At 33.7% G+C, this 13,544-nt stretch carries 12 protein-coding genes and 1 tRNA gene; 6 read left to right on the top strand and 7 right to left on the bottom strand.

The annotated features are described in order from the left end of the window. Positions 1-28: 28 nt before the first annotated feature. From RBR53_09540 to RBR53_09510, 7 genes are all read right to left on the bottom strand, one after another. Positions 29-1,834 carry a GspE/PulE family protein gene (locus RBR53_09540; protein MDY0132901.1) on the bottom strand — a complete coding sequence of 602 codons (1,806 nt, stop codon included), beginning with the start codon at positions 1,832-1,834 and terminating at the stop codon, positions 29-31. 130 nt (positions 1,835-1,964) lie between these two features. Beyond that, positions 1,965-2,291, bottom strand: a complete 327-nt coding sequence (locus RBR53_09535) for a hypothetical protein (protein MDY0132900.1) — start codon at positions 2,289-2,291, stop codon at positions 1,965-1,967. A 3-nt stretch (positions 2,292-2,294) separates the two neighbouring features. Next, on the bottom strand, positions 2,295-7,016 hold the full coding sequence (locus RBR53_09530; protein MDY0132899.1) for a PilC/PilY family type IV pilus protein: 4,722 nt from the start codon (positions 7,014-7,016) through the stop codon (positions 2,295-2,297). A gap of 13 nt (positions 7,017-7,029) precedes the next feature. Then, positions 7,030-7,596 carry a hypothetical protein gene (locus RBR53_09525; GenBank protein ID MDY0132898.1) on the bottom strand — a complete coding sequence of 189 codons (567 nt, stop codon included), beginning with the start codon at positions 7,594-7,596 and terminating at the stop codon, positions 7,030-7,032. A 17-nt stretch (positions 7,597-7,613) separates the two neighbouring features. After that, positions 7,614-7,991, bottom strand: a complete 378-nt coding sequence (locus RBR53_09520) for a prepilin-type N-terminal cleavage/methylation domain-containing protein (GenBank protein ID MDY0132897.1) — start codon at positions 7,989-7,991, stop codon at positions 7,614-7,616. A gap of 1 nt (position 7,992) precedes the next feature. Beyond that, positions 7,993-8,637 carry a type II secretion system protein gene (locus RBR53_09515; protein MDY0132896.1) on the bottom strand — a complete coding sequence of 215 codons (645 nt, stop codon included), beginning with the start codon at positions 8,635-8,637 and terminating at the stop codon, positions 7,993-7,995. A gap of 11 nt (positions 8,638-8,648) precedes the next feature. Further along, entirely contained in the window at positions 8,649-9,149 is a 501-nt protein-coding gene (locus RBR53_09510) for a prepilin-type N-terminal cleavage/methylation domain-containing protein (protein ID MDY0132895.1), read from the bottom strand. Between the two features lie 220 nt (positions 9,150-9,369). On the opposite strand from RBR53_09510, the gene RBR53_09505 reads away from it, so the two are divergent. The 6 genes from RBR53_09505 (at position 9,370) to murI (ending at position 13,544) form a co-directional block, all read left to right on the top strand. Then, positions 9,370-9,460, top strand: a tRNA-Ser gene (locus tag RBR53_09505). A 67-nt stretch (positions 9,461-9,527) separates the two neighbouring features. After that, the gene (dnaX, locus tag RBR53_09500) at positions 9,528-11,228 is read left to right on the top strand and encodes a DNA polymerase III subunit gamma/tau (GenBank protein MDY0132894.1); all 1,701 of its coding nucleotides are present in this window, start codon (positions 9,528-9,530) and stop codon (positions 11,226-11,228) included. Then, the gene (locus RBR53_09495; protein ID MDY0132893.1) at positions 11,228-11,551 is read left to right on the top strand and encodes a YbaB/EbfC family nucleoid-associated protein; all 324 of its coding nucleotides are present in this window, start codon (positions 11,228-11,230) and stop codon (positions 11,549-11,551) included. The genes dnaX and RBR53_09495 overlap by 1 nt, the downstream gene beginning before the upstream one ends. Positions 11,552-11,707: 156 nt before the next feature. Further along, positions 11,708-12,316, top strand: coding sequence for a recombination mediator RecR (recR, locus tag RBR53_09490; protein ID MDY0132892.1), 609 nt, complete (start codon positions 11,708-11,710; stop codon positions 12,314-12,316). After that, positions 12,303-12,746 carry a YkgJ family cysteine cluster protein gene (locus tag RBR53_09485; GenBank protein ID MDY0132891.1) on the top strand — a complete coding sequence of 148 codons (444 nt, stop codon included), beginning with the start codon at positions 12,303-12,305 and terminating at the stop codon, positions 12,744-12,746. Before recR ends, RBR53_09485 begins: the two co-directional genes overlap by 14 nt. Positions 12,747-12,758: 12 nt before the next feature. Beyond that, positions 12,759-13,544 (top strand): glutamate racemase, encoded by a 786-nt coding sequence (gene murI, locus RBR53_09480; GenBank protein ID MDY0132890.1) that lies wholly within the window; start codon positions 12,759-12,761, stop codon positions 13,542-13,544.

The following is a 13,544-nucleotide window of genomic DNA, read 5'->3' as shown; positions in this document are numbered from 1 at the left end:
AACTTAATTCTTGAGTCAACTAAAATTATTATTCATCAGAAGAAATCTTTACAACCCTTAAAACCTCTTCTTTTGTAGTTTTTCCATCAAGCATTTTTTTAACAGCATTTTTATATAACTCAGTCATCCCTTCTGAAATTGCCGCCTTTTTAATTTCTGAAGGAGAAACATCTGATCTTGTTAGATTCATTAAAGATTTAGAATATTTCATGATTTCATAAACACCTGTTCTTCCATAATAACCTGTACCTCTACACTTAGAGCATCCTTTTCCCTTATAAAGAACTGCTTTTATTTTATGCCCTGTAAAAATTCCTTCGGACTCAAGATTTGCTACATCTTCTTCATAGGAATATTTGCACTCATCACATATTTTTCTTACAAGTCTTTGGGACACTATGCCTATAAGAGTTGATCTAACCAAAAACGGTTCAAGACCAAGATCAAGAAGTCTTACAATAGTTGATGGGGAATCATTTGTATGAAGAGTTGAAAGCACTAAGTGTCCTGTAAGTGAAGCCTGAACAGCATTTTTTGCAGTTTCAAGATCCCTCATTTCACCAATCATTATAACATCTGGATCCTGCCTTAAAATATGCCTTAAGGCCCTGGCAAATGTCATATCAATAGAAGGTTTTACTGCTATCTGATTAAAGTCTTCATGAATCATTTCAATTGGATCTTCTATGGTTGTAATATTTATTTCCGGTTTTGAGATTTTTTTTAAGGCAGAATACAAGGTTGTTGATTTACCGCTTCCTGTTGGACCGCAGACAAGGATTATACCATGTGGACTTGAAATAAATTTTTCAATCTGCTCAAGCTCTCTGCCATCAAAACCAAGGGAAGGAAGATCCTGAAAAAGAATATCGGGATCCATGAGTCTTAAAACAACTTTTTCTCCAAAAGCAACCGGAAGAGTTGAAATTCTCATTTCAACTTCAACATTATTTTTTGAAGTTTTTATTCTTCCGTCCTGGGGCCTTCTTTTTTCTGCCATATCAAGACCAGACATCGCCTTAATCCTGCTTATAATTGCATTGTGTACTTTTTTAGGAAGTTTGTATACAGGGTGCAAAACTCCGTCAATACGAAGTCTTATTATTGTTTTTTCTCTTTTAGGCTCAATATGAATATCACTTGCCCTTTGATCAAAAGCATAGCTTATCATATGATTAACTGCATTTACTATATGCTGATCATTGGCAGGCAGTTCATCCATTGATTTGAGTTTTACATAGTGTTCAAGATTACCAAGGTCAACCCGGGCTTCCACAAACTGGTTTTCAGCAGCATCAATGTATTTCTGAAACCCATAAAACTCGTTAATAAGTCTTATAATATCAGATTTTGAGCTTACAACCGCCTTGACTTTACCAGTATTTATTCTGCTGATATCATCAAAAGCCTCCATATTAAAAGGATAGGGAGTTGCCACTATCAATTGCCCCCCTGTCTTTTCAACTGGAAGCATAAGATGTCTAATTGCCATATTTTTAGGAATGGAAGATGTTACTTTTCCAATATCAAGTTTAAGAGGGTCAACTTTTAAATACTTATATCCCCAGAAATCGGCAAGACTTTCATAAACCATGTCTTCATTAATTTTTTTCCCGGATTTATCATGGGTAAAAAAACCAAAAGAAACAAGGATATCAACTGCAATGGTTTTTTCAAATGCAGAAGAAAAAGAGTTGGTTTGCTTCCTTATTTTTTTAAACTCCAAATCAAAGTTCTCAAGATAAAATTTTGCAGACTTTTCTGAAAGTAATTTTCTTTTAACCATAATTTCCGCTATTTTTTTCGGACTGAAAAAATTTGAGCTGATTTCCATTTAATCTCCGGGGAAATTTAAAGAATTAAAATTTTTATCCTGAATACAACCAAGATTTTATAAAGAAAAAAGCTACTTTAAAGCAGCTTTAAAAATGTAAAATCAAATAATGCTTAATTTAATTTGAGCTTTAATTTTTTTTAATCAGATAAATATCTGTCAACTCCATGTTTTTGTTAAGTTTGTAGCCAACAAAAGACCCTTTTGTAAACTCTGAAGGAGAAATATGCCTGAATTTCATTCCATGAAAGGAAACAGCCCTGCTTTTTTTGAAATTCTGGTCTGAAATAACAAAATAATTATATGTATGGCTGTTAATAATTCCTGTTGATGTATAATAAAAGAAATTACCCTTCTCATATTCAGGAGAAACAATTTCGTTTGAATATAAAAACAATGGGCTAAAACAGGTTACTATAAAAAACAAAACAAATACAAGCTTACTTCTTCTTTCCATTTTTTATCTAATCCTCCAATAATACATTCCCAGTCTTTGCCTTTTTTCACTTATAATATTGATTTTACCTTCACTTGTTCCAAGGATCTTGGCTTCTTTATCTTCTGAGGTCACAATGGCAGGGGCAAATACCATCCCGGAGAGTTTAAGTCTTGAAGGAGAAAGATATTTATATTCACCGTCTATTTCAACTTTTAAAACATCATTGAGCTTTTCTTCATTATCTTCATTTATTTCATTGGATTTAATTTTATTGTCACGATTTATATCAAAAGCAGGAGAGGAAAGCCTTGACCCGCTGGATATATCAAGTTCATGAAACCAGGAATATCCTCCTGAAGTGCACATCTTTTCTGCTGCTTCAGGTACATAGGAAATAAAAACAGATTTATTTGAAACAACTTTTGGATCTTCCACAATTCTTTCACCCAAATCAGGCAAATCAAAATACCACCCAAAATGGGAACCCGGAGCAAGCTCCTGATATCCATCCTTTGAAGAATCAGATTTTTTAATTTCCCATAAAATTTTTTTATCGCTAAGAGTTTCGACTTTTTCATATTGACTTTCGCTTTGAACGTCTGAATCTTTATCACTATGGGCAACAGACTGATTAAGAAGATAGACATCAGAAATATTTGAAGTCCCTGTTTTACCTGTTAAATAATCAGCCCTTTTAATTTGGCCTAAATACTGATTCTTTTTATTTCCATAATCCCAGATACCGTAAACAGACTGAGTTGATTTATCATCCATATCATCTTTGCACAAAAACTTGCCTGTTCCAAAAAGAACTATATATCCTTGATATAACGGATGTTTTGCTATATCCGGCTTAGTTGTTATAGGCTGGTTGATTTGACCATATCCTGCTGTAAACAATGGAACTCCATTACCGCTCCCATCAGAATAAAAACAGCCCCAGTCATCAAGATTTTTACTGGTGATATCAAATTTCCATAAATTACCCTGAAGATCTCCAGCGTACACATAATCAGCAGTAAAATTGTTATCTTTATCAACCACAGCCGGAGTACTCATTCCATTTTCTAATTGATTTCCCACAGATATTTTTTTAATACATTCCCCTGTAAAAGCATCAAGAATAAATAAGACAGATTTACCATTTTCACTATTATAGCCATTCCCGAAAACAACAATAAAAGGATGTTCTTTTAAATTACTTTTTACTATTACAGGGTTGCTATAGCTAAATCCCATATCTTTTAAATCTTCCTCGCCAGGATCTGAAATTGAAGGAAACTCCCATTTAAAAATATCTAAAAGATTTTCAGTGGTTGACATGGTTATCTTATCTACATCTATTTTATCATTTTTAAGAGATAAGGCAAAATAACCCTTTCCTCCTTTTCTAAGCCCGCTTACCAAAATATCTTCTGTTTTACAAATATCCCCATTGAATTTTGAAATTCTTTCAATAACAGGAGTGTGATCAACAAAATACTTATGATTGTAATTAGTCTCAGTAAGCAAGGGAAGGTTTTCAATCACAAAAGAAGGAATAAAAGCAAATCTTTCTTTTCCTGTTTTTTCATCCAGAGCGTGGAGCATTCCATCATTTGCTCCAAAATAAATAGTGTTTCCCCATTTAATTGGTGATGAATTAATAACATCTCCCAAAACAATATTTCTTTCCCTGAAACCGGGCAGATCTTCTCCTCTAATGTAATTAACTGTTTTTTTAATATCTTCTTCAGCTTTTTGCCTTATTTCAGCCACAGTGCTTGAAATAAGGGGATTGATTTTTGATTTGATTGAATCTGAAAATTCGGAATATTTAAATTCAACAGGTTCACCCAAAGGATCTTTAATAAAAATCTTTCTTGCTATGGGAACAAACCTGCCCTTGGTAAAATAATCATTAGTATTCCATAAACTTTTATCTGAAACTTCCCAGATTCCTTCCTGATTTTTTTCAATCTCCTTTGCCTCAATCCAGCCGGACCAATTGCCTGTGTTATAAAAAGACTGGTAAACTTTTGTTCCTGACTTGAGTTTATGGGAACTTAAAGACACTGCAGAACCTGTGTTATATCTTATTTCCACATCTTTTATTATTGAAGTCAGAGCCTCAAATAGTTTTTGGGGGTCAGAAGCATTATAAAAAGCTCCCCGGCTGTTTATTGAAGCATGAAAAAGATCATCTATTTTTTCATTTGTCCATAAATTTTTATCACCACCAGGCCAGACCGGTGCTCCTGTTATTTTATCAGCAAGATTGCATTGATCATAATCTAAGGGATTTATATTTCCTGAGGCTCCGAATGCAACAGAATAGGTAACAAGATGCTGTTCTCTATTTGAATCGCAATTATTTGTAGGAACCTTTCCTTCTTTATCTGGATCAAGATCCCCATAATATTTGGCTGCAACATCTGCAAGGGTATCTGAAACTCCGTCATTATCATAATCTCCAATGGAAAAATTCTTTCCATTCCAGTATCCATCTGTCATTAAAACAGCAAAGGCCTGGAGACATTCACCACCTTCACTTGAAAAAGGTGATTTATTGCCAAGTCCTGATTTTGCTGGAGGTGATTCTTCAGTGCTAAAATATTGGCCAACATCCTTTAAAGCCCTTCTTAGAGGAGTACCTCCAACTGCTTCAAACTTATAAATCATATCTAAAAGTTCATTGGTATTATCTATATTGGAAGAACTGTTTTTTGAAACAGCTTTGACTGCATCGGCACTCGTATACTGATATTTATTTCCAGTTCCCCTTTGAAGTTCAACTAAAACTTTTTCACCTTCAGAAAGCTCAATATCACAAAAATAATTCCAGATATCAGGAAGCATTTCATCTTTAAATTGATTTTTTGTTCCTCCGTTCTGGTTAATAGTCATCTCTTTTACCAAAATTTTATTATCAATATTGCCATTCTTGTATTTATAAACACGATATTTTGTTTTGGGATCCATTTCTGAGGAATATATTCCTCCAAAAAATCCTCCAAAAAACCCTTTATGTTTTGACCACCTTATATAAACCTTAAATTCCCCGGATTCTTCAAGATCATTTATCTTCCAAAAAGCTTTATAGTCTGAATGTTTATCAACTGCGTTGGTTTGTCTTGAGCTTCCATTATAACTGATTGATGAAAAAGAATCCTTCCATGAACTTAAGCCGCCTCTTTCTTCATAATATTTCCCTTGGTCAATATCACCATTATCAGCAATATAGGTTGAAGGCAGATAAGTTTTTACTCCAAGACCTGGCTGGCTAAGAGATTTGTTGATTGTATAAAGACCAACAACAGCATCTGATAAATCATAAACAGATCTTGCCATGGCAGACTTTGCCGCTAAAAGTCTGGTTCTATAAAACTCAAACCAATTTGCAAAATTTTGCAAATCTTCTTTAGCAGTCAAATAAACAAGGCTTCCATTTTCCTTGGAATACTTAAATCTTTTTGCATGATGAGGTAAATCCGGTACAGGAACAAGTTCTCCACTTCCCAAACCCATTCCATCATCAAGATAAAAATCTTTTGTAAATTTTCCTTTACTCTCAATAACCTGAAAATACTCTCTTCTTACCTTACCCTGCCCTTTTTTACCTCCTGGATCTATCCACTCAATATCTTCTCCAGATTCATCAAGAACAAAGTTCACCAGGTACAAAGATTCTCCCTGATCATAAATATTATTTTCATTTATATCGTCCCAGGTAAAATAATTTGCATTATTTATTTTAGCTACAAAATCATTTGTTCCTGTAAATCCGGTTGTTCCCCCATATTGATAAACTGCGTCAATTCTATCAGCCTTGACAAAAGAATCTGGATCTGAATTTTTTGGTTTTCTTAGAATTACTTTTATATCAGGTCCGTTGCTGTTTATTTGGTCTTTTGTAATTGCAAAATCACCCAGGTTGCCGTTTTTATTTCCAAGCCCGCCGTCTATACCCAATCTTCCTCCGGCATTTCCATTTTGATTTTTAAGTATTACCCCATTGCTTATATTGTCACCGGTTTTGTATACCAAAATCTCAAATTCAACTTCACCTGATGAATCCCCAGCTAAAAAAGGCCAGTATCCAGTAAAAGAATATGTCCCATCTGAAGGCAACTCCAAATAAATTTCCATATAAGCACCTGGATCTGAAGTTATGCTGAACTTTGACTTATAGGCCGAAAAATATTCTTTTTCACTCCAGCTGCCTTTTTTAACCACCCCATCATCCCCATCATCTCCAACTATATTGAACTTTCCATTTGTAAGGTCAAAATAACTTCCGAAAAGATCAATGGAGCTTGAGTGATTGAAAATATCTGAAAAACTTTCAGAATCATCATTAAACCTGATAATTTTTGGGTATCTTAGATCAGCAGAGTGGGAAGAATAGTTCTTGGTTCCAGGCCAGGGAATATAGTCAGATTTTGGATTATAATAAATTTTATTAAAAGCAAAAAACCTTGGTTTTATATATCTTTTTGAAAGTCCTTTTAATTTAGAATTACCCTTTTCAAAAATATAATAATATTCCTGAAAACCTGATTCAGGTTTAAAAATTCCTTCAGCTTCTCCTTTCATCATTGTTTCCCAATTCATACTTCCAGAATTATCAATTATAAACATAAGATGGGCCGGAGGTTTTTTTATTGACGAAATCATGGGGAAATCTGAGATTTCTACAGAGATTGAGTTTTGCGAATAAAAAACAAGAAAAAAAATTCCAATTAAAAAAATTTTATTTTTCACAACAAATCTCCTTTTAAAATTTTCTTCTCACACCAATCTCCATCATTTTAACCGAATCAATACTCAATTGTTTTTTATCCTTAAAAACTTCGTATCTTCCTACAATCGTATAATCATGCACACAGTCTTTAGAGCCAATATCCTGGGAACCTGATTCTGAAAGTCCATTATAAAAGGCAATTATCTTTCCGTTTATTTTAGGAGAAAAATCTGTATTTTTATAATCAATGGAAATATTTGAAGAAGGCGAGAAAAACTTTTTTAGATATGAGTCCATGAAATACTTGGGCTTTTTATCTTTAAGTCCAAGCTTTCCAACGACTTTAGAATCATTTTGATAAACCCAGTCAACAACGCAATCCCTAAGTCTGTCTTTTTCTTCTGACTCAATTAAGGAGACACCCTGGATGGCAAGACTTTCACACAAATAAATCTCAGACGAGTGCTTTTTCCTAAAAGAAGAAATTTTGAGATTAAAAAACGAGTCGCTTATTGCAGCAAAACCTATGATAGTAATGAGAACAAGCATCATAAGAACAATAAGCATTGCTGAACCCTTTTGATTTTTTAAACAGCTCATCTCTTTACCTGTTAAATTTAATATTCCTTTTTATAAAACCTATGAACTAATTCATGCTTTTTAGAGTCCTTTGTCCACTTCACAACAATATCTATTTGTTTTATTCCCGGCTCAGGACTATCCCCGGTTACTTTCCAGGATGCCATAAATTGGGGATTTGAAAAATCAGGAATTTCTTTTGGCTGAGAAACAAGATTTTCATAATTTTGAGCAATAATTTTTTCTATTCTGTTATTCATTGAGTTGATTGCCAAATCATAATAATAGGAATTGGAATTTGCTTTAACAGCACTGATTTGAAGAGTGATAACAGCAATAATCCCTATTGAAAAAATAATTAAGGCCACCATTACTTCAATAAGGGTAAATCCTTTTTCTTTTACAATTTCCTTCATCCTAAATCCCCAGGTTTCTGCATTGAACAAAAAACCGAAATGATTCAGTTTTTTGTTTTTTACCCCAATAATTTATTTCTGATTTAATTGAAACTTCAATTGAAGATATTTTTGAAAACAAATTTTTATCTTGATTATCAAGCCCTTGCTGTGAAATTAAATTCCCATCCCGGTTATAATACAAAAATTCCAGTTCAGAGATTCCAAAGGCAAGTTCATCCGGAGTTCTATATTTGTAAGATGCTGAGGAACATAGGCTGGAAAGACTTGGCATTTCCCAGTCAAACCCGGTTTCTGTATTGGCAACATACCTCAAAATTTTATCACCGCACTTATAAAGGGCAATTCTTTTAAGGTCTCCTGAGGTTTTAAATTCATCATTTACCCTTACAAAAGAAAAATAATCTTTTTCTGCTACTTCTATTTCAACACCAGAAGCATCTATGGGATTAAAACCTGATGTTTTTAAATCATTGGAAATAAAATGGGATAAAATTCTTAATTGACTCATCATTTCAGAGAATTTTTTTTGATTCACATATGCAGTTAATTCATTTTTAAAAGTTGAGGAGATAACTGCAGATACTATTGAAAAGACAAGGATTGCCATGAGAAGTTCTATGAGAGTAAATCCTTTGTTTTTCATTATAACTCCAATCATCCTTCAGTTGTTATCCGAATTTTTCCTGAAGGGGTTTGCAATACAACTTTTCTAGTCTTTCCAGAAGGCATTTCAATACAAAGAGTTCCCCCTTTTACAAACCCTGATTTATGTAAATAAAGGGGTTTTGAATTGCCGTCTATTGTGGTTTCAAGTTTATTTATTTTCACACCCTTAAAAAAGTGCCTGTAAATAACTTCATCTGCTTCTGAAACAAGGTTGTTCCCATCATTATCAATATAGATACAAAAACCAGGAGCTTGAATATCATCATCCATATAAAGAGAAATTTTGACTGTGCAACCCTTGCTCACTGCCAGATATTTAGCTTTTTCAATTCCTGAAGAAAACTCAACCACAGCAGATTCTGCCCTGTACCAAGACACAAGATAACTAAACCCTGGCACTGCAATTCCAAGAAGTATGGTGATTATTAACAAAGAAACAACAAGTTCAATCAAAGAGAACCCTTTGGGTTCTTCAAATGAAATAACCATTTAAATTTCCTGATTAATTATTTTATTTCCATAAATGTATTCTAAAACAGTTAAAACAAAATAAATCTTTTTTCAACACCTTTTTAAACAGCCAAAAACTTTATTAATCAAAATATTTATCTTTGAATTAACCTTCAAACATATTAGCTGATTTAAACAAAAGATTTTATATTGACATTTCAGCCGGTGAAGTTTATACAAGATTGTTGAAATGATTTATGGAGAGATGGCCGAGCTGGCTGAAGGTGCGCGCCTGGAAAGCGTGTGTACTCTAACGGGTACCGAGGGTTCGAATCCCTCTCTCTCCGCCACCTTGTTAGCAAATCAAAGCTGATTTAAAAAGTCAGCTTTTTTTATTATGGGATTAAAAACAAACCTATGGCATATCTTGTACTTGCCCGCAAATACCGTCCCGTTGATTTTGATTCTGTTGTATACCAGGAGCATGTCACAACTACGCTTAAAAATGCAATCAGCCTTGAAAGAGTAGCCCATGCCCATATATTCACAGGTCCAAGAGGCACAGGGAAAACCTCCATAGCAAGAATACTTGCCAAATGTATGAACTGTGAAAACGGACCAACTTCAAATCCATGTGGAAATTGCAGATCATGCCTTGAAATAATTAAAGGAAGAACTTCTGACATAATTGAAATAGACGGAGCATCAAACAACAATGTTGAGCAAATAAGAGAAATAAGAGATAATCTCCAATATAAACCGTCTTATTCCAAATACAAAATTTATATAATAGATGAAGTTCATATGCTTTCAATCGCAGCTTTTAATGCACTTTTAAAATCACTTGAAGAACCACCTCCCCATATAATGTTCTTTTTTGCCACCACAGAGCCTCACAAAGTTCCTGTAACCATAATGTCAAGGTGCCAACGTCATGACCTTAAAAGAGTGCCTCTTAACTTTCTTGTAAATCATTTAATAAATATCTGTGAGCTTGAAAGCATAAAAACCTCAAATGAGGCAATCGCTGAAATAGCATCAGCAGGAGAAGGTTCTGTAAGGGACTCCATAAGTCTTCTTGATCAACTGATCTCTTCATCTTCAACCAATGAAGTTTCAACAGAGCAAATAAGAAGAATTCTTGGAACCCCTTCTTTTTCAATTGCAAAAAATACAATTGAAGCTTTATTTTTAAGAAACAGAGAATTGATAGCAGCAACAATAAATGACCTCTATTTTTCCGGGGTTGACCTTAAAATTTTCTACCAAAAAACAATTGAATATTTAAGGCATATAATACTTATAAATTTAAGCCCCAAATCAGCGGATCTGAGTGATCTTCCTGATAATTACAAGGCTGAACTTGCAAATATAAGCTCAGGCTTTGAAATTTCATATTTTATAAGACTTTTAGATCTTCTCCTTAAAGAAGAAATAAGAGTCCGTCAGACTGAAAACATTAGAATCCTTCTTGAAATAATATTTTTCAAACTTTGTGAAATTCCAGAATCAAAAGAAATTGAATCCCTTATTTCAACACTGGAAAATCTTAAAAACAAAGAACCCAAAGAAAAATTTCAGGTTTTGGAAAAAAAGCCTGAAACCCCGATAAGGCAGAGCCATAAAATAAAAACAATAAATGAAAAAACTGAAGAACCAGGGTTTGTTTCTGAAAAAAAACCTATGCCAGAAACAAAGCCAATAAATACTCTTTCTGACAAAGAAAAATGGGTGCTTTGCATAAAACAACTTAAAAAGGAAAACCCATCCGGAGGAACACTTTTTGAGAACAGTTCAGATTTTGTTTCTAAAAAAGAAAATACTCTGGAAATAAGAGCAAAAGGGACAAATTATCATATTCAAAGAATTCAGAAGGAAAAAGATCTGGTTGAAAAAATATCCAGCAAAATTTTTGATGAAAATATAAGTTTAAAAATAATTGAAGATCATATTAAAAACAATCCTGAATCCAAAAAAAACTACGAAGATGAAAAAGTTTTATCATTTGCAAAAACCGATTTGCTTGTAAAAGAAATAGAAGATAAGCTTAATGGTAAAATTATCAGTGAAAAAATTGCCGATAAACACAAAAACAATATTTTTATGGAGGATAATTAATGAAACGAATGGGCGGTAATATGGGCCAAATGATGAAGCAGGCTCAAAAACTTCAGGCTAAAATGGCTAAAATGCAAGAAGAAGTTGCCAGCAAAACTGTTGAGGCAAGTTCTGGAGGCGGGATGGTTAAAGTTGTTGTCAATGGAAAGCAAAACATTGTTTCCATAAAAATAGAAAAAGAAGCTGTGGATCCTGAGGATGTTGAAATGCTCGAAGATCTTGTTATTGCTGCTGTAAATGACGGGCTTAACAAATCCCAGGAAATGGTTTCAAAGGCAATGGGAGAAGTAACCGGGGGAATGAATATTCCAGGCCTTATGTAAAACTTATTAAACATAAATCAAGCGCTAAATTATTCAAATAAAGACTCTTTGAAAAAAATGAAACTAAAAATCTTTATTTTGTTTATCGTTTTAATTAACATAAAAAATACTTAGCCAAAAACTAAGTAAAAGCAATTGTTTGCTTTTGGAGACTTGATGTACGGTTATCCTGAATCTGTTGCAAAGCTTATTAAAGAATTTAGAAAACTTCCCGGCATAGGAGAAAAAACAGCTGAAAGACTTGTTCTTCACCTGCTTAAAACTCCGGAAAATGAAGCTGTTAAGCTTGCAGCTGCCATAGCAGGGCTAAAAAAAAATACAAAAATGTGTAAAAAGTGCTTTGCTCTTACAGATCAGGATATATGCAAAATTTGTTCCAGTGAAAAAAGAGATAAAAAAACTATTTGTGTTGTTGAAAGACCGGCTGACATGGCGTCCATAGAAAAAAGCAGCTCATATAGCGGATTATACCATATCTTACAGGGTGCCCTTTCTCCCATGGACGGAATTGGTCCAGACGAAATAAGACTCAAAGAGCTTTTCAAAAGGGTACCTGAAGAAAAAATAAATGAGGTAATAATAGCTACGGGTACAAGCGTTGAAGGAGAGGCAACTGCCTCTTTTATAGCAGAAAATTTAAAAAAAATATTTAGCCATCTAAAAATTTCCAGAATAGCCTCTGGAATTCCCATGGGTGGAGATTTAAAATATTTTGATCAAGTTACTTTAAAAAGAGCAATGGAAAAAAGATATGATTTCAAATAAAAAAATGTCTAATTTTTTTGAATGTTCCCAATGTGGCGACTGCTGCTCAGGTCAAGGCGGAACCTATGTTGATAAAAAAAAAATAGAAGAAATTGCAAGTTTTTTGAATATAACCATAGAAAAACTTAAAAAAGAATATCTCTGCCTTTCTTCAACCGGAAGGTATATGATAGCCTGTGGCAAAGATGGGAAATGCATCTTTTTTAATAAAAACTGCTCAATCCACCCTGTAAAACCCAGAATGTGCAGAGAGTGGCCTTTTATTCCTGCTGTAATCAAAGTCCCGGAAAACTGGGAACAAATGGCTGAAGCATGCCCCGGTATAAAAAAACAAAGCAGCAGAGCCGAGCTAAATAGTTTTATACTTGAATCTCTTAAAACAACCAGAACCAAAGAAGAACTAGGCAAACTTGAAAAATTTGCAAAATAAAAGGTTTTACTAATGATAGGTATTTTTGATTCAGGGATCGGAGGGCTGACAACTGTAAAAGCTATAACAGACAGGCTTCCCAATTCAGACATTCTTTATTTCGGCGATACAGCAAGAACCCCCTACGGCTCTAAAAGTCCAGAGACAATAAAAAGTTATTCAGCAGAAAATGCAGATTTTTTAATTGAAAAAGGGGCTAAAATTATCATTATAGCCTGTAATACAGCTTCAAGTGCTGCAACAGAGCTTTTAAGAAAAAGATATGAGGTACCTGTTTTTGAAGTGATTACCCCTGCTGTTGAGTTGGCAGTAAAAACAACTGTAAATCAAAAAATAGGGATAATAGGAACCAGAGCTACTATCTCAAGTGCTGTTTATGAAAAAAAAATAAATAAAATCAACTCCAAGATAAAAGTTTTTTCAAATTCATCTCCCTTACTTGTTCCGCTTATTGAAGAAGGATTGCTTAACACCCCGGAAACAAAAAGAATTTTAAAAAAATACCTCATGCCTTTAAAAAGAAGACAGGTTGACACCCTTATTCTTGGCTGTACACACTATCCAATTTTAAAAAAACTTATTTCAGTCAAGGCAGGTAAAAGAGTGAAAACAATTGACTCTTCAACTGCAATTGCACAACAGGTTGAAGACTTTGTTAATTCCCATGAAAACACAAATCTTCTCATAGGGACAAGTGGAAAAAGAGAGTTTTACGTTTCAGATATTACTCCCCAATTTGGGAATCTGGCAAAAAGAATTCTTAAATCCCCTGTAAACCTTATTCACAAGATGCTTTAG

This window comes from Desulforegulaceae bacterium, from assembly GCA_034006035.1.
GTDB lineage: Bacteria > Desulfobacterota > Desulfobacteria > Desulfobacterales > JACKCP01 > JACKCP01.
The sequence above is the reverse complement of the archived record's forward strand: the minus strand, read 5'-3'. Positions and strand labels throughout refer to the sequence as shown.